The organism is Pseudomonas benzopyrenica, from assembly GCF_036884265.1.
Classification (GTDB): domain Bacteria; phylum Pseudomonadota; class Gammaproteobacteria; order Pseudomonadales; family Pseudomonadaceae; genus Chryseomonas; species Chryseomonas benzopyrenica.
The window spans coordinates 3509163-3525246 of the sequence record NZ_CP145723.1 but is presented as its reverse complement, the minus strand read 5'-3'; the positions used below and the strand labels follow the sequence as shown (position 1 = coordinate 3525246).

14 protein-coding genes and 1 pseudogene are annotated in these 16084 nt (G+C 65.8%); 5 read left to right on the top strand and 10 right to left on the bottom strand.

Annotation, left to right across the window (positions count from 1 at the left end; genetic code table 11):
• Nucleotides 1–25 precede the first annotated feature (25 nt).
• Entirely contained in the window at nt 26–778 is a 753-nt protein-coding gene (locus V6W80_RS16675; RefSeq protein WP_017641930.1) for a FadR/GntR family transcriptional regulator, read from the bottom strand.
• Nucleotides 779–1046: 268 nt separating this feature from the next.
• Between V6W80_RS16675 and V6W80_RS16670 the strand changes: the two genes are divergently transcribed.
• Nucleotides 1047–2357, top strand: a complete 1311-nt coding sequence (locus V6W80_RS16670) for an MFS transporter (protein ID WP_017641931.1) — start codon at nt 1047–1049, stop codon at nt 2355–2357.
• Here V6W80_RS16670 and V6W80_RS16665 read toward each other — a convergent pair.
• Genes V6W80_RS16665 through pabB form a run of 3 tightly spaced genes read right to left on the bottom strand, consistent with a single transcriptional unit; the run spans nt 2330 to nt 5682 of the window.
• Nucleotides 2330–3610 (bottom strand): MFS transporter, encoded by a 1281-nt coding sequence (locus V6W80_RS16665; protein WP_338544856.1) that lies wholly within the window; start codon nt 3608–3610, stop codon nt 2330–2332. The two genes, V6W80_RS16670 and V6W80_RS16665, sit on opposite strands and share 28 nt — an antisense overlap.
• 59 nt (nt 3611–3669) lie before the next feature.
• Nucleotides 3670–4290 (bottom strand): phosphoadenosine phosphosulfate reductase family protein, encoded by a 621-nt coding sequence (locus tag V6W80_RS16660; protein WP_093254618.1) that lies wholly within the window; start codon nt 4288–4290, stop codon nt 3670–3672.
• Between the two features lie 48 nt (nt 4291–4338).
• Nucleotides 4339–5682: an aminodeoxychorismate synthase component I gene (pabB, locus tag V6W80_RS16655; RefSeq protein WP_338544855.1), complete on the bottom strand. Its 1344-nt coding sequence runs from the start codon at nt 5680–5682 to the stop codon at nt 4339–4341.
• A gap of 154 nt (nt 5683–5836) precedes the next feature.
• On the opposite strand from pabB, the gene V6W80_RS16650 reads away from it, so the two are divergent.
• The 4 genes from V6W80_RS16650 to prpD all read left to right on the top strand — a co-directional run bounded on the left by V6W80_RS16650 (nt 5837) and on the right by prpD (nt 10193).
• On the top strand, nt 5837–6538 hold the full coding sequence (locus V6W80_RS16650) for a GntR family transcriptional regulator (RefSeq protein WP_338544854.1): 702 nt from the start codon (nt 5837–5839) through the stop codon (nt 6536–6538).
• A 4-nt stretch (nt 6539–6542) separates the two neighbouring features.
• A complete protein-coding gene (gene prpB, locus V6W80_RS16645) occupies nt 6543–7430 on the top strand; it encodes a methylisocitrate lyase (RefSeq protein WP_338544853.1) in 888 nt (295 codons plus the stop codon).
• A 55-nt stretch (nt 7431–7485) separates the two neighbouring features.
• On the top strand, nt 7486–8613 hold the full coding sequence (gene prpC / locus V6W80_RS16640) for a bifunctional 2-methylcitrate synthase/citrate synthase (protein ID WP_017641937.1): 1128 nt from the start codon (nt 7486–7488) through the stop codon (nt 8611–8613).
• 95 nt (nt 8614–8708) lie between these two features.
• On the top strand, nt 8709–10193 hold the full coding sequence (prpD, locus tag V6W80_RS16635) for a 2-methylcitrate dehydratase (RefSeq protein WP_338544852.1): 1485 nt from the start codon (nt 8709–8711) through the stop codon (nt 10191–10193).
• A gap of 118 nt (nt 10194–10311) precedes the next feature.
• Here the strand turns inward: prpD and V6W80_RS16630 are convergent, their stop codons facing one another.
• The 6 genes and pseudogenes from V6W80_RS16630 to V6W80_RS16610 all read right to left on the bottom strand — a co-directional run bounded on the left by V6W80_RS16630 (nt 10312) and on the right by V6W80_RS16610 (nt 15946).
• On the bottom strand, nt 10312–10641 hold the full coding sequence (locus tag V6W80_RS16630) for a hypothetical protein (protein ID WP_160923388.1): 330 nt from the start codon (nt 10639–10641) through the stop codon (nt 10312–10314).
• 26 nt (nt 10642–10667) lie between these two features.
• Nucleotides 10668–12263, bottom strand: a complete 1596-nt coding sequence (locus tag V6W80_RS16625; RefSeq protein WP_338544851.1) for an isocitrate lyase — start codon at nt 12261–12263, stop codon at nt 10668–10670.
• A 595-nt stretch (nt 12264–12858) separates the two neighbouring features.
• Nucleotides 12859–13779, bottom strand: coding sequence for a methyl-accepting chemotaxis protein (locus tag V6W80_RS24135; protein ID WP_371099732.1), 921 nt, complete (start codon nt 13777–13779; stop codon nt 12859–12861).
• 3 nt (nt 13780–13782) lie between these two features.
• Nucleotides 13783–14892: pseudogene (locus V6W80_RS24130) on the bottom strand (FIST signal transduction protein); the annotation flags it as partial.
• Nucleotides 14893–15136: 244 nt separating this feature from the next.
• Nucleotides 15137–15571 carry a GFA family protein gene (locus V6W80_RS16615; protein ID WP_338544849.1) on the bottom strand — a complete coding sequence of 145 codons (435 nt, stop codon included), beginning with the start codon at nt 15569–15571 and terminating at the stop codon, nt 15137–15139.
• 93 nt (nt 15572–15664) lie between these two features.
• Complete coding sequence (locus V6W80_RS16610) at nt 15665–15946, bottom strand: peptidylprolyl isomerase (protein WP_064307472.1); 282 nt, start codon at nt 15944–15946, stop codon at nt 15665–15667.
• Between the last annotated feature and the right edge of the window lie 138 nt (nt 15947–16084).

Genomic DNA, 16084 nt, shown 5'->3' with positions numbered 1-16084 from the left:
GCATACCGCGAGTGGGTTATTGCCCTTAATGATCATACGAAACTTCCTTGGCAGACAAGGGATCCGTCCGGAAGGTCTCGGTGACCAGGTCATCGACCCCGGCCAGCTGCGCGATGGCGGCATGGCGGGCGCAGATCGGATCGCGATGCTGAATGGCGGTCAGGATGGCCTTGTGTCGTGGTACCAGCAGACCGAGGCTTTCATCCTTGAACAGCGCCGCAGAGCGTTCCAGGTAGTCCCGTACCGGGATCAGCATGATGCTGTAGAGGTGAATGAGCAACTCGTTGTGCGTGGCATTGGCGATGGACAGATGAAAGGCCATGTCCGGCTCGGCCATGGCGGTCAGATCCTCGGCCTGCTCCATGCGCTCATAGGCTTCTTCGATCGCCGTCAGGTCTTCGGGCTGGGCATTGGCCGCCGCCATGGCAGCGACCTCCGGCTCGATGATGTTACGCACCTTGACCAGGGTTTCAAAAAAGGAGTGCCGGGAATCACTCTGCAACAGCCAATGCAGGACGTCGGGGTCGAGCAGATGCCACTCGTTGCGTGGCTTCACAACGGTTCCGACCTTGGGCTTGGATCTGACCAAGCCCTTGGCGACCAGCACTCTGGTGGCTTCCCGCAGGACGGGCCGGCTCACCTCGTAGTCTTCGCACAGTTGCGACTCGGGAGGCAGGCGTTGTTCTGGCAAAAACTGGCCAGACACGATCTGAGTACCGAGTTCGTGGACGATGCGAGCGTGTCTGCTTTTGCGCGGCAGCGGTGTCTTGTAATTCATCGAAAGGCATCCGAAGTCGTCGTGCCATCACTATAACACCATCAGCGCGATAACCGATGTTATCGCGGGCCAAGCGGCTCTGTAACGCGGATCAGCGGAAATCAAGAGGTAAGATTTCCTACTTCGTAACAATATTTTAGTATTATCAAAATTACCTTAAGAGTCGATTAATGGCTTAATTTTGGTGTTTAACGATTCAATGATAGTACGTTAGAATTTTGAGCAATCTGCGCTTCAACCGCACAACAACAACAAGTCGGAGAACGCCATGCACCCCGAATCCGTCCTCATCCGCCGGATCACGCGTAAGCTGATCCCCTTTCTCGTATTGCTCTATCTGGTCGCCTACATCGACCGCTCTGCCGTGGGCTTCGCCAAGCTGCACATGGGCGCCGACGTCGGCATCGGCGATGCCGCCTATGGCCTCGGTGCCGGCCTGTTCTTCATCGGTTATTTCCTCTTCGAGGTGCCCAGCAACCTCCTGCTGGAACGCTTCGGTGCGCGTCGTTGGTTCGCCCGCATCCTGATCACCTGGGGTGCCATCACCATGGGCATGGCCTTCGTCCAGGGGCCCAACAGCTTCTATGTCATGCGCTTTTTGCTGGGGGTCGCCGAGGCCGGCTTCTTTCCCGGGGTGCTCTACTACCTCACCCAGTGGTTCCCGGTGCGCCATCGCGGCAAGATCATGGGGCTGTTCATCCTCTCCCAGCCCATCGCCATGCTGGTGACGGGACCGCTGTCGGGCATGCTGTTGCAGCTGGATGGCGCCCTTGGTCTGCACGGTTGGCAGTGGCTGTTCCTCTGCATCGGCGCCCCGGCGGTGCTGCTGGCCTGGCCGACCCTGACCCGGCTGCCGGACGGCCCGCAGCAGGTCACCTGGCTGGACGCCGAGGAAAAGCGCTGGCTGGCCACGGAGCTGGAAAAGGACCTGCACCTCTTCGACCAGACCCGCCATGGCAATCCCCTGCATGCGCTCAAGGATCGTCGGGTACTGCTGCTAGCGCTGTATTACCTGCCGGTGACCCTAAGCATCTACGGTCTCGGATTGTGGCTGCCGACGCTGATCCACCAGTTCGGTGGCAGCGATCTCACCACCGGCTTCATCTCCGCCATCCCCTATGCCTTCGGCATCCTCGGCCTGCTCATCGTGCCGCGCAGTTCCGATCGTCTGGGCGATCGCTATGGGCACCTGGCGGTGCTCTATGCCGTGGGCGCCCTGGCCATGGCCGGCAGTGCCTGGTTCGGTACCGCGGTGCTGCAGCTGGCGGCGCTGTCGGTGGTGGCCTTCTGTCTGTTTTCCCTCACCGCGCTGTTCTGGACCCTGCCGGGTCGCTTCTTCGCCGGGGCCAGCGCCGCCGCCGGTATCGCCCTGATCAATTCGGTGGGCAACCTCGGCGGCTATCTCGGCCCCTATGGCATCGGCGCGCTCAAGGCCGCGACCGGTACCCTGGCTTCGGGGCTCTATCTGCTGGCCGCGGTGCTGGTATTCGGCCTGCTGCTGACCGGCATCGTCTATACCCGCCTGGAGCGCAAGAACCGTCGGGAAGAGGGTTATGCCGCGGAGCGCTCCGCCGGCTGACGCCCCGGGCAGGTCTCGGCGGCGAACCAGGCGGCGCCGAGACAGACCAGATTGGCCAGCAGCAGATAGGCGGCCGGCGCCATGCGATCCCCCGTGGCGCCGATCAGCCAGGTCACCACGATCTGGGCCGTGCCGCCGAAGGCCGCCACGCCTACCGCGTACACCAGGGAGAAACCGGTGGCCCGCACCCGTTGGGGAAAGCTTTCCACGAGCAGCACGATCAGCGCCGCGCCGCTCATGCCATGCAGGCCAGAGAGCACCGCCAGGGTCAGCAGGAAGGTACCGGAGCCAGGCGCCTGGGTGATGAGTTCCAGGGCCGGATAGAGCAGCACCAGCAGTAGTAATCGCGGCAGGATCAGCACGATGCGCCGGCCATAGCGATCGCTGAGCACGCCGCCCAGGATCGAGCACACCGCCATGGCCGCGCCCATCACCAGGGTGGCGAGCATGGCGATCCCGGCCGGCAGCTTCAGTTCCACCAGGGCGAAGGTGGTCATGTAATTGAGGAAATACTGGGTGATGGTGCTGCCGGAGAGGATCAGCAGCCCCAGCAGCAGTGGCCGCCGCTGGGTGGCCAGCACCTCGCCCAGCACCGCGCCGGTGCCCCGGGCTTCGCCGACGTGGGTATCCACCAGGCCGCGACGGATATAGAGGCCGATGGGCAGGATCGCCAAGCCCAGCAGGAAGGGCAGCCGCCAGCCCCAGGCCAGCAGTTGCTCCGGCGTCAGCCAGAGGGTCAGGCCATAGCCGATCAGCCCGGCCGCCACCGCGGCCAGGCCCTGGGCCACTACCTGCCAGCAGGCGTAGGTGCCCCTCTTGTGCAGCGGCGCCGCTTCCAGGATGTAGGTGGTGGCCGGGCCGGCTTCGCCACCCCAGGCCAGGCCCTGCAACAGGCGCGTCAGCACCAGCAGGATGGGCGCGGCGATACCGATCTGCTCGTAGCCTGGCAGCACGGCGATGCCACCGGTGCCCAGGGCCATGAGCACCATGGTCAGCAGCATCGCCGGTTTGCGCCCGACGCGGTCGGCCCAGGCGCCGATAAGAATGGCGCCCAGCGGGCGGACGACGAAGCCGACGCCAAAGGTGATGACGCTGGCCATCAGACTGGCGAAGGGATTGTCAGAAGGAAAGAACACCTGGCCGATCAGCACGGCGAAGGTGGCGTAGACGCCGAAGTCGAAGAACTCCACGGCGTTGCCGAGCACCACGGCAAAGACGCCCTTGCGGGAGTGGATAGGGCGGGAAGCGGTCATGGGCGAGGTTTCAGCAGGAGCAGGGCGCGCCCGGGAGGGGGCGCGCGGGAGGCATCGACTCAGTGGGCGAGGTGCAGGCCGCACTCGCGGTTTTCGTCACCCTTGGTGGGGTCGAAGTAGTCGAATTCGTTGGGCAGGTCGTGGGCGGTGAGGTACTGGTAGAGGTCCTTGGAGGTCCAGTGCAGCAGCGGCGCGACCTTGATCAGGCCGTCCGGATTGACGCTGACCGGATCCATCTGGGCACGCACCGCGGTGTCGGTGGCACGCAGGGCGGTGAACCAGACCTCGGGGGCGGTCTCGCGCAGGGCGCGGGCGAAGGGCTCCAGCTTGACCTCTTCGGTGAAGGCGGCGTGGCGCGGATCGTCCAGCCCCGGCACCGGGCCGTCGATGGCCTCGCGGTGGGCGCGGGAGCGCTTGGGCAGGTAGGTCACCAGGTTGAGGTTCAGCTTGCGCACGATCTCGTCGGCGCAACGGTAGGTGGCAGGGGTGTTGTAGCCGCTGTCCATCCAGACCACCGGGATGTCCGGCTTGACCTGGCTGACCATATGCAGGATCACCGCCTCGAAGGGGCGGAAGTTGGTGGTGACGATGGCGCTCTTACCCAGGCCCAGGGCCCAGGCGACGAGCTTTTCGGGATCGCGGCCGAGGTCGGCGTTGAGGCGGGCGAGATCGAGGGACATGGCGGGCTCCAGCCGGGGAAGAGATGACGTCATGGTAGCAAAGCCGGATCAGCTGTGGGCTTCCAGCGTCTCCAGCAGCACCCGCACCTTGGCCAGGGATTCGGCGTATTCGTCTTCCCAGTGGGAGTCCATGACGATGCCGCCGCCGCCCCAGCAGCTGAGCACCCCGTCTTCGGCCTGCAGGCTGCGGATCAGGATGGAGCTGTCGCTCTCACCGCGCACGTCCAGATAGAGCAGCGAACCGCAGTAGGGGCCGCGGCGGGTCTCTTCCAGCTCGTCGATGATCTGCATGGCGCGGATCTTCGGCGCGCCGGTGATGGAGCCACCAGGGAAACTGCCAGCTAAGAGGTCTAGGGCGTCCAGCCCTGCGGCCAGTTCACCGGTGACGGCGCTGACCAGGTGATGGACGTTGGGATAGCTCTCCAGGGCGAACAGCTCGGGCACCCGTACCGAGCCGATCCGGCAACTGCGCCCCAGGTCGTTGCGCAGCAGGTCGACGATCATCAGATTCTCGGCGCGATCCTTGGGGCTGGCCAGCAGGGCACGGGCTTCGGCGGCGTCAGCCTGGGCGTCGGGCCGACGCGGCCGGGTGCCCTTGATCGGCCGGGTTTCCACCTGACTACGGCTCACCCGTAGGAAGCGCTCCGGCGAATGGCTGAGCAGGGCGCCGCGCTCCAGCGCCAGATAGCCGGAGAAGGGCGTCGGGCAGGCCGCACGCAGGGTCCGGTAGGCGCGCCAGGGCGAACCCTGGAAGGGCGCACGAAAGCGCTGGGCGAAGTTGACCTGGTAGCAGTCGCCAGCGGCGATATAGGCCTGGATGGCCTCGATGCGCTGGCGATAGGTGGCGCGGTCGATGTCGGCGGCGAAGGGCGCGGTCAGGCGGAAGCCGTCGGCCTCGGGGCGTGCATCGGTAGCGAACAGCGCGATCAGGCGTTGCCTTTCCGTCTCGTCCAGCCTGGGATGAAAGACCAGTTGGCTGGTCCGCGCCTGATGATCGCTGATCAGCGCCCAGGCATAGAGGCCCAGGCGGGCATCGGGCAGCTGCAGGTCAGCGCGGGCGCCGTCCGGTAGGCGCTCCAGGCGGCGACCGAAGTCATAGCCGAGATAACCCAGCAGGCCACCGGCGAAGGGCAGGTCCACGTCCTCCGGCAGGTCCGCGTGGCCCAGGCTGGCCAGGGCGGTGCGTGTCCGGGCGAAAAAGGCTCGCCCCGACTCGCCGAAGTCGGGTTGCAGCACTTCGCGCGGCCAGGCCGCCATCAGGTCGTAGCGACCGCGCTCGGCTACCGGCCGCCCGGAGTCCAGCAGCACCGCGCCGGGCTCGCCCTGCAACAGGGCGAACCGCACCGTGGGATCGGCGTGGTAGGGCAGGGGATGCAACTGGCAGAGGGGCATGGCGAGGTCGGCTGGGGTGGGCAGCGCGCTAGTGTAGCGAACCGCCTGGGGCGAGAGCGAGATACAGGCTGTCACAGCTGGATTGTCGACAAAGATTGACTGTAATGGCGTTCAGGCGTAGTTATCTGACTCATAAACACAAAAGGTGTCGACAATGATCGATAGCCCCCTCCAGGTCGAAGCGCCCGAGACCGACAGTGGGACCCTCTCCGAGCAGGTCTTCCGCCGGATCCGCGAGGCCATCGTCCGTGGCGACGTGGCGCCGGGCAGCAAGATTTCCGAGCCCGAGTTGGCGCGCACCTACGGCATCAGCCGCGGGCCGCTGCGCGAGGCCATCCACCGGCTGGAAGGCCAGCGCCTGGTGGTGCGGGTGCCCCATGCCGGCGCGCGGGTCGCCGCCCTGAGTCTGGCCGAGCTGGTCGAACTCTACGAGATCCGCGAATCCCTCGAAGGCATGGCCTGCTGCCTGGCGGCCGAACGCCTCACGCCCCAGGGCATCGACGAACTGCGCCAGCTGCTGGATACCCACGAGCGCGATCCGGCGTTCCAGGCCGGCACCGGTTACTACCTGCAGGAAGGCGACCACGACTTCCACTACCGCATCATCCAGGCCAGCGGCAACGGCATGCTGGTGCGACTGCTCTGCGGCGAGCTCTATCACCTGGTGCGCATGTACCGGCTCAAGGTCTCCGCCACCCCCAATCGGCCGCGCCAGGCCTTCGCCGAGCACCATCGCATCCTCGATGCCCTGGCCGAAGGCGATGGCGAACTGGCCGAACTGCTGATGCGCCGCCACATCGCCGCCTCCAAGCGCAACCTGCAGCACCATCCCCTAGTCACCGATCAGTCGAGGTAACGCCATGCCTGCCGTCAGTCCCGGCCAGAAATTCCGCGCCGCCGTCGCCGCCGAACGCCCGCTGCAGGTGGTCGGCACCCTCAACGCCAATCATGCGCTGCTGGCCAAGCGCGCCGGCTTCCAGGCCGTCTACCTCTCCGGCGGCGGGGTCGCGGCCGGCTCCCTGGGGTTGCCGGACCTGGGCATCAGCGGCCTGGAAGACGTGCTGATCGACGTCCGCCGGATCACCGATGTCTGCGATCTGCCGCTGCTGGTGGACGTCGACACCGGCTTCGGTGCCTCGGCCTTCAACGTGGCGCGCACCACCCGTGCGCTGATCAAGGCCGGCGCCGCGGCCATGCACATCGAGGATCAGGTCGGCGCCAAGCGCTGTGGTCATCGGCCGGGCAAGGAGATCGTCAGCCAGCAGGAGATGGTCGATCGGATCAAGGCCGCGGTGGATGCCCGCACCGATCCGGACTTCGTCATCATGGCGCGCACCGACGCCCTGGCGGTGGAAGGCCTGCAGGCCGCCATCGACCGCGCCTGCGCCTGCGTCGAGGCCGGCGCCGACATGATCTTTCCCGAGGCCATCACCGAGCTGTCCATGTACCGCCAGTTCGCCCAGGCGGTGGGGGTGCCGATCCTGGCCAACATCACCGAATTCGGCGCCACGCCGCTGTTCACCACCGAGGAACTGGCCGGGGCCGAGGTCGGCCTGGTGCTCTATCCGCTGTCGGCCTTCCGCGCCGCCAATCGCGCCGCCGAAAACGTCTACACGGCGATCCGCCGCGATGGCAGCCAGCAGGCGGTGGTCGACACCATGCAGACCCGCGCCGAGCTCTATGACCGCATCGACTATCACCGCTACGAGGACCAGCTGGATCGCCTGTTCCAGCAGCAGAAGCACTGACGCTCCACCCTGAACGCCCGCTTTTTCGCACAACAACTCCAAGAGGAGCGAGACGATGGCAGACAGCAAAACCCTCGGCGGCGCCGGCCTGCGTGGCCAGGTCGCCGGCCGTACCGCGCTATGCACCGTCGGCAAGACCGGCGCCGGGCTCACCTACCGGGGCTACGACATCCGCGAACTGGCCGCCGGGGCCGACTTCGAGGAGGTGGCTCACCTGTTGCTCTATGGCGAGTTGCCTACCCAGGCGCAACTGGACGCCTATCGCCAGCGCCTGGCTGCCCTGCGCGACCTGCCGCAGCCACTCAAGGAAGGCCTGGAGCGCATTCCCGCCAGTGCCCACCCCATGGACGTGATGCGCACCGGCGCCTCCTTGCTGGGCACCCTGGAGCCGGAGCACAGCTTCGCCGACCAGCAGCAGGTCGCCGACCGCCTGCTCGGCGCCTTCCCGGCGATCCTGCTCTACTGGCATCACTTCAGCCAGAGCGGCACTCGTATCGACTGCAGCAGTGACGCCCCGGACATCGCCAGCCACTTCCTCACCCTGTTGCACGGCAAGGCACCCAGCGACCTGCACGCCCGGGTGATGAACGTCTCGCTGATCCTCTATGCCGAGCACGAATTCAACGCCTCCACCTTTACCGCCCGGGTCTGCGCCTCGACGCTGTCGGATCTCTATTCCTGCGTCACCGGCGCCATCGGCTCCCTGCGCGGCCCGCTGCATGGCGGCGCCAACGAGGCGGCCATGGCGCTGATCGAGCGCTTCGCCTCGCCCGAGGAGGCGGTCACCGGCCTCAAGCAGATGCTCGAACGCAAGGAAAAGGTGATGGGCTTCGGCCACGCCATCTACCGCGACAGCGATCCGCGCAACGAGGTGATCAAGGACTACGCCCGGCAACTGGCGGCGGAAGTGGGCGACAGGGTGCTGTTCCCCGTCTCAGAAGCCATCGATCGCACCATGAAGGAAGAGAAGGGGTTGTTTCCCAACGCCGACTTCTATCACGCCTCGGCCTATCACTTCCTCGGCATCCCGACGCCGCTGTTCACCCCGATCTTCGTCTGTTCGCGCACGGCCGGCTGGTGTGCCCATGTCTTCGAGCAGCGCGCCGACAACCGCATCATCCGCCCCAGCGCGGACTACATCGGTGTCGAGCAGCGGGCCTTCACGCCCATCGCCAATCGCTGAATATCTCTGATCGCGGCCATGGGCCGCTCCTACGGGAGCGATCCATGACCAAACTTGTAGGAGCGGCCCAAGGCCGCGATAAGGAACCAAAACCCATGAGCGCCAACGTCGATCTCAACAACCGGCCCGACTACGACCAGGTCATCCAGGACCTGGCCGACTACGTGCTGAACTACCAGGTGGAATCCCGGGAAGCCCTGGACACCGCCCGCAACTGCCTGATGGACACCCTCGGCTGCGGCCTGCTGTCCCTGCGCTTCCCCGAGTGCACCAAGCTGCTCGGCCCCCAGGTGGAAGGCACCGTGGTACCCCAGGGCGCGCGGGTGCCCGGCACCAGCTATCGCCTGGATCCGGTCAAGGCGGCCTGGGACATCGGCTGCATCATTCGCTGGCTGGACTACAACGACACCTGGCTGGCGGCCGAATGGGGCCACCCTTCCGATAACCTCGGCGCCATCCTGGCGGTGGCCGACCACCTCTCCCAGCGCCGCGTCGCCCAGGGCGAAGCACCCCTGACCATGCGCCAGGTGCTGGAGGCCATGATCATGGCCCACGAGATCCAGGGGGTGTTCGCCCTGGAGAACTCTTTCAACCGCGTCGGCCTGGACCACGTCTTCCTGGTCAAGCTGGCGTCCACCGCGGTCAGCGCCAAGCTGATGGGCGCCAACCGCGAGCAACTGCTGTCAGCCCTGTCCCATGCGTTCGTCGATGGCCAGGCGCTGCGCACCTATCGCCATGCGCCCAATGCCGGCAGCCGCAAGTCCTGGGCCGCCGGCGACGCCTCCAGCCGCGGCGTGCGCCTGGCCGACATCGCCCTGCGTGGCGAGATGGGCATCCCTGGCGTACTCAGCGCGCCCCAGTGGGGCTTCTACGACGTGCTGTTCAGCCACACCAACAAGGACCTGGCCACCAAGCCGGCTGACCAGCGCCAATTCAGCTTTCCCCAGGCCTTTGGCAGCTACGTGATGGAACACGTGCTGTTCAAGATCAGCTTCCCGGCGGAATTCCATGCCCAGACCGCCGCCGAAGCCGCGGTGATCCTGCATCCCCAGGTGCGCGATCGTGTCGATCAGATCGAGAAGATCGTGGTGACCACCCACGAATCGGCCATCCGTATCATCTCCAAGCAAGGCCCCATGGCCAATGCCGCCGATCGCGACCACTGCCTGCAGTACATGATCGCCGTACCGCTGCTATTCGGCGACCTGGTCGCCGAGCATTACGAGGATGCCTTCCACCAGGCCCATCCGCGCATCGACCAACTGCGCGAGAAGATGGAGATCGTCGAGGACGAGCGCTACAGCCGCGAGTACCTGGAAGCCGACAAGCGTTCCATCGCCAACGCCCTGCAGGTGTTCTTCACCGATGGCAGCAGCACCGAGAAGATCGCCATCGAGTACCCGGTAGGTCATCGCCGTCGTCGTGAAGAGGGCATTCCGCTGCTGGAGCGCAAATTCCAGAACAACCTGGCGACGCGCTTCCCGGCCGGTCGCTGCGCCCAGATCTTCGACCTGTGCAAGAACCAGGCAGGGCTGGAAGCGACTCCGGTGCACCGCTTCGTGGATCTGTTCGTGCTGTAGAGAAAGAGAAGAGGCGACTCGCTCAACCTCGCAGGGCCATGCGGGGTCAGGCGAGTCGCCTCGAAAGTGGGGCAGGGCGTGGCGGGTGGTCAACTACCCGTCGCGCCCTTTTTCATTGCTAGTAATAGCGGTCCACATAGGCCGGGCGTTGCTGCCGACCGGCCAGGCGCCAGTGTTCCTGCAGGGCGGCGTGGACGCTCTTGATGAAGTTGTCGTCCGCCGCCGCCGACTTGCCGACGTAGCCGCCACCCCTGTTGTAGGTCTTGAAGCGGATGCGCAGGCTGGGATGGCGCTCTTCGAACTGCTCGGGCGTCTCGCCGCCAGGCAGGCGGTCAACGTGCACCGCGCCGCTCTCGCAGACCCAGAGAATGTGGTTGTGATTCTTGTCCTTGAGCCCGGCGAAGAGTTGCTTGAGATCGTCCAGGCTGGGGTTGTCGTTCAGGTTCATGAGCGTGTCCTCCACAGTGGCCGTGATCAATGGAACTGGTTCATGGTGTTGTCCTTGCCCGCCGCCTTGAGCGCGGCCTCGCCGGCAAAGTATTCCTTGTGGTCGTCGCCCATGTCCGAGCCGGCCATGTTCTGGTGCTTGACGCAGGCGATGCCCTGGCGGATCTCCTGGCGCTGCACGCCCTTGACGTAGGCCAGCATGCCTTCTTCGGCGAAGTAGCCCTTGGCCAGGTTGTCGGTGGACAGGGCCGCGGTGTGGTAGGTGGGCAGGGTGATCAGGTGGTGGAAGATGCCCGCTTCCCGCGCGGCGTCGCGCTGGAAGCTCTGGATGCGCGCATCGGCCAGGCGACCCAGCTCGGTGTCGTCGTAGTCCACGCTCATCAGCTTGGCGCGGTCGTAGGCGGACACGTCCTTGCCCTCGGCCTGCAGGGCGTCGAACACCTGCTGGCGGAAGCTCAGCGTCCAGTTGAACGACGGGCTGTTGTTGTAGACCAGCTTGGCGTTGGGCACGACCTCGCGGATGCGATCGACCATGGCCTTGATCTGCCCGACGTGGGGCTTCTCGGTCTCGATCCACAGCAGGTCGGCACCGTTCTGCAGCGAGGTGATGCAATCCAGCACCACCCGGTCCACGCCGCTGCCGGCGCGGAACTGGAACAGGCCGCTGGCCAGGCGCTTGGGCTTGAGCAGCTTGCCGCCGCGGCTGATCAGGACGTCGCCGTTGCCCAGCTGGCTGGCATCCACCTCATCGCAGTCGAGGAAGCCGTTGTACTGGTCGCCCAGGTCGCCCGGCTGCTTGCTCACGGCGATCTGCTTGGTCAGGCCGGCGCCCAGGGAGTCGGTGCGGGCGACGATGACGCCCTCGTCCACGCCCAGTTCGAGGAAGGCGTAGCGCACCGCGTTGATCTTGGCCAGGAAGTCCTCGTGGGGCACCGTGACCTTGCCGTCCTGGTGGCCGCACTGCTTCTCGTCGGAGACCTGGTTTTCCAGCTGGATGCAGCAGGCCCCGGCTTCGATCATCTTCTTGGCCAGCAGGTAGGTGGCCTCGGCGTTGCCGAAACCGGCGTCGATGTCGGCGATGATCGGCACCACGTGGGTCTCGTAGTTGTCGATCTTGGCCTGGATGGCGGCGGCCTTGGCGTTCTCGTCGGCGGCGCGGGCGGCATCCAGCTCGCGGAACAGCATGGCCAGCTCGCGGGCGTCGGCCTGGCGCAGGAAGGTGTAGAGCTCTTCGATCAGCGCCGGCACGCTGGTCTTCTCGTGCATAGACTGATCGGGCAACGGGCCGAATTCCGAGCGCAGCGCGGCGATCATCCAGCCGGAGAGGTAGAGGTAACGACCTTTCGTGCTGCCCAGGTGCTTCTTGATGGCGATCAGCTTCTGCTGCCCGATGAAGCCGTGCCAGCAGCCCAGCGACTGGGTGTAGGCGCTGCTGTCGGCGTCGTAGGCGGCCATGTCCCGGCGCATGATGGCCGCGCAGTGGCGGGCGATGTCGAGACCGGTCTTGAAGCGATTCTGCAAGCGCATCCGCGCGGCGTATTCCGGGTTGATGGCGCTCCAGTGATTGCCGGCAGTGGTCTTGAGGGCGGCGATGGCCTGAACGTCGTTCTCGTAAGCGGACATGAGTCGATCCTTCTCGATGAGGTTGGCTTGGGTACCAGTCTTTTCCCAACGTCCGGCAGCGGGATGGCGGTTGCCACCCGGATGCCGGTCGCGAAGGCGAAAGGTCAGCCCAGCTGTCGAGTCATGTCGCCGTACGTTCCTGCATGGATCCGGACGTCACCTCTGGCGACGCTGCCTCGAGCAGCGCGGCATTTCAGTCGTCTTCTCTTGTAGTGCCTCTTGAGCATCACTACGCAAGACGGCCCGAGGGTCACCCGGAGCCCAGGCGCGACCCGCATGGATAGGGGGTTCGCGTCCGGTGCAGCTAGAGATTTGCAGGAGATAAGGGCGTCGTCAACTAGGTTTTGTAGTGCTTTCGTATAGTCACTACAAAAGTCGTAGAGGCGGCTGGGAGCGGGTTTGGGGCGTCTATTGCTGACTGATGGGTCGCTGATGAGGGCAAAACGGGGCCGCAAGCCACGGGTTTGGCCGTGACCATGCGGTCACTCGAGAGGTGAGCCGGCGGCCTCCGGTCGCCCCTCTGGGTGAGGGGCGAAGGCGCGAGAAGAGAGCGGGACTTGCCGGTCAGTGCCGACGAACGGTAAGTCGCCGTGGGCTAGGACGAGGTAGCGGCGGTGAGGCCGGTCAGGGTGTCGGCGATGTCCTTGGTGCGGTGGGAGGTCTGGGCGGTGAGGCGACCGGATTCGCGCAGGACGGCGAGCAGCTCCTGCAGCGAACCCACGTCCTGGGCCTGGCCGGCGATATGGGCACCGACCTCGCTGATGGCGCGGGACAGCTGGTCGATGTCGGCGCCGATCTCGGCGGCGTTCTTGTGGGTGATGGCCGCCAGGTTGCGCACCTCGTCGGCCACTACCGCAAAGCCGCGACCGCTCTCGCCGGCGCGCGCCGCCTCGATGGCCGCGTTGAGCGCCAGCAGGTTGGTCTGGCCGGCGATCTGCTGGATCACCTGGACGATGGACTGGATGCGCAGACTCGACTGACTCAGCTCGTTGGCGCTGCGCACCACGTCCTCGGCCTGTTCGGTGAGGTGCTGCACGGTGCTGTCGGCCTGGCGGGTGACCTCGCCCTGCTGCAGGATGTTGCCCGCCAGATCGTCCATGCTGCTGTGCAATTCGCCGGAGTAGTGCCGCAACTGCTCGCCGATCTCCTGGCGACTCTGGTGTGCCTGGCGCAGCACCTGGCCGAGATCCGCGAGGCCGCCGAACACCGCCTGGATGGAGTCGTCGAGGCCCTGGGCATCCACCACTCCGGTGAAGTTCTGCCGCTTGAATTCGTTGATCTGGTTGACCACCACCTGGCTCAGCCCGGCCAGCTTCTTGATCTGCCGGCGCAGGAAGAAGGCCTTGAACTCGCCGTAGTGGGCGGCGAAGTTGTCGACGTAGTCGTCGCGGAAGGGCGCGCCCTCCGGGGTGCGGAAAAAGAATACCGCGGTGAGCGTCTGGTTGAGGTTCAGGCCGAGGATCTCGCCAAAGGTGGAAAAGCCCACCACCGGCGTCTGGCCGAACACCTCGCCCATGCGCGGCAACTCGGCGCCGTTGTTGGCGCGGCGCAGGATGCAGTCGTTGAGCACGCCCACCAGCGGGGTGCCGCTCTTGCCCTGCAGGAAGCGCGCGAAATCCTCGCGGGTGGCGTCCACCAGCGAGGTGCGCTTGACCATCACCAACTCTTCGCCGGGCGCCACGTCGCAGAACAGGTGGATGCGCTCGCGCTCGTAGTCGATGCGGGCGATGGAGCGAACGAACAGCTCCTCGCCGACGCGGATGGCGAAGGAGTAGTCCGCCAGGCGCTGTTCCAGCTGGTCCGCGCGGCAACTCAGGGCCTCGCAGAGGGCGGCCACCATACTCTTGATCTGGCCGCGGCTGTCGACCACCTGGCTGATGTAGCGTTCTTCCAGGGAGGCGGTGAGGACACTGAGGCTGAGCGGCGTGGCGCTGAAATTCTGGCTCTTGAACACCCCGAAGCGGGTGTTCCTGGCCATCTTCAGAAAGACCAGCTGGGCATGATTTTCATAGGCTTTGCGGCCATCGTGCAGCAGCGTCTGGCGGAAATCGCCCTTGCCGCCGGCGGAGCCGCCGACGAACAAGCAGGGGAAGCGGCCGGACTCGTACAGCGCCTCCATGAAAAAGGATTCCGAGGCGGACAGGCCATCGAACAGCACGAAGGCCAGGGTATCGCGGTGATCGATGGGCGTGCGCACCTGCAGGCGCTTGAGCGACTCGGTCAGGCGGGCCAGGCGTTCCTTCATGCTGCGCCGCGGTCCGCCACGGCGGATGTCCTCACTGTCGAGCGGCACGTGCACCACCTCGGCCGAGGCGATCACCGAGGCGTCGAAGAATTGCAGCACCAGCCGGTCCCAGGCGCCATCGGCGGCGCAGTACAGGCGCTGTTCGCTGCCGCAGAGTTCGCCGGAGGTGGTACACAGGCTGATGGAGGCTTCGGGAAAGCGGGCCACCAGTTGCCGGGCGATGACGTCCAGATCCAGGTGCGGCGAGACGAAGCCGGTGATGAAGGTGGGCTGGAGGGCGACGCCGCCAAGGCGGTCGCCTAGTTCGCGGGCGGAGCAGGTCAGGCTGAACACGCCACTACCGCCCAGGCGGGCGCGCGCGCCGAAGCGTTGCAGAAACCCCATGATTGTTCCTCTTGTGGGCAGGCTGGGAAAGGGAGCTCACCCAGGCATCGGCGCCGTTGGCGGCGGCTTGATAGGGGTGTGCGCCCAGGCCGCAGGCAAGCGGGCAACGGCATCAGAGGGCGAAAGGAGGCCGAGGCTCTGGCACGAGCCTTGGCGCGATAAGGATCGCGGCGGACGCCTTGAGGACAGTCTGACCCAGGCGACCGGCGGTCATGACGGACGCGGAGAACGGAGCGCGGCTGGACTAGTCCTGTTCGCCGTGCTCGGCGAAGGCCTCGGCGAAGGCCTCGGCGCCGGTCAGCCGACGACGCGAGTGCCCGAAGCAGTACCAGGCTGGCTGTTCCTCGATGAAGATCTCGCTGTCCAGCACCCAGTCCTCGCCCTCGAGCAGGCCTACCGGAATGGCGTAGTGCGGCTCGGCCTTGAGGCGATAGAACAGATGGGTGCCACAGTGGCTACAAAAGCCACGCTCCGCCCAGTCGGACGAGGCATGCACCATCAGGGCGTCGCTACCGCCGATCACGGGAGGCTGGGTGCATTCCACCGCCAGCAGCGGGCCACCGCTCCAGCGACGACAGGTCCGGCAATGGCAGGCGGATACGTGGGCGTTGTCGAGACGGCAATCCAGCTGGACGGCGCCGCACAGGCATTGGCCGTGACGTTCGAGGGGAAGGGACATGGCGCTATCCTCGGGAGGCAGGAAGTCTGCAGGATAGCTGGTTGGGCGCAGGGAAGGGAGGTGCCCCCGCCGCGAGCGGGAGCACCGGCGAGATCAATCCTCGCGGCTGGTGACTTCCACCAGGTGATAGCCGAACTGGGTCTTTACCGGACCCTGGACCTGGTGCAGCGGGGCGCTGAACACCACGGTGTCGAATTCCTTGACCATCTGGCCCGGGCGGAAGGTGCCCAGATCGCCGCCCTGACGGCTGGAGGGGCAGCTGGAGTTGTCCTTGGCCACCTGGGCGAAGTCGGCGCCCCCTTCGATGGCGGCTTTGAGTTCGTTGCACTTGTCTTCGCTGGAAACCAGGATGTGGCGGGCAGAGGCTTTGGCCATGGGAGAGACTCCTGTTGAATGAGCGGGCGAGCCTACTCCAATCACCCCTGCAAGCAAACTGCCATCCGTTCCTCGGCTGGCGAGCCGTTTGGGTTGCGCCCCAGGTGCAGGGCGGGTAAATAGCGCTTCCCTGTTTTC

Coding starts and splice junctions, on each gene's coding strand:
- V6W80_RS16675 (WP_017641930.1), bottom strand. CDS start 778: ATGAATTACAAGACACCGCTGCCGCGCAAAAGCAGACACGCTCGCATC.
- V6W80_RS16670 (WP_017641931.1), top strand. CDS start 1,047: ATGCACCCCGAATCCGTCCTCATCCGCCGGATCACGCGTAAGCTGATC.
- V6W80_RS16665 (WP_338544856.1), bottom strand. CDS start 3,610: ATGACCGCTTCCCGCCCTATCCACTCCCGCAAGGGCGTCTTTGCCGTG.
- V6W80_RS16660 (WP_093254618.1), bottom strand. CDS start 4,290: ATGTCCCTCGATCTCGCCCGCCTCAACGCCGACCTCGGCCGCGATCCC.
- pabB (WP_338544855.1), bottom strand. CDS start 5,682: ATGCCCCTCTGCCAGTTGCATCCCCTGCCCTACCACGCCGATCCCACG.
- V6W80_RS16650 (WP_338544854.1), top strand. CDS start 5,837: ATGATCGATAGCCCCCTCCAGGTCGAAGCGCCCGAGACCGACAGTGGG.
- prpB (WP_338544853.1), top strand. CDS start 6,543: ATGCCTGCCGTCAGTCCCGGCCAGAAATTCCGCGCCGCCGTCGCCGCC.
- prpC (WP_017641937.1), top strand. CDS start 7,486: ATGGCAGACAGCAAAACCCTCGGCGGCGCCGGCCTGCGTGGCCAGGTC.
- prpD (WP_338544852.1), top strand. CDS start 8,709: ATGAGCGCCAACGTCGATCTCAACAACCGGCCCGACTACGACCAGGTC.
- V6W80_RS16630 (WP_160923388.1), bottom strand. CDS start 10,641: ATGAACCTGAACGACAACCCCAGCCTGGACGATCTCAAGCAACTCTTC.
- V6W80_RS16625 (WP_338544851.1), bottom strand. CDS start 12,263: ATGTCCGCTTACGAGAACGACGTTCAGGCCATCGCCGCCCTCAAGACC.
- V6W80_RS24135 (WP_371099732.1), bottom strand. CDS start 13,779: ATGGGCGAGGTGTTCGGCCAGACGCCGGTGGTGGGCTTTTCCACCTTT.
- V6W80_RS16615 (WP_338544849.1), bottom strand. CDS start 15,571: ATGTCCCTTCCCCTCGAACGTCACGGCCAATGCCTGTGCGGCGCCGTC.
- V6W80_RS16610 (WP_064307472.1), bottom strand. CDS start 15,946: ATGGCCAAAGCCTCTGCCCGCCACATCCTGGTTTCCAGCGAAGACAAG.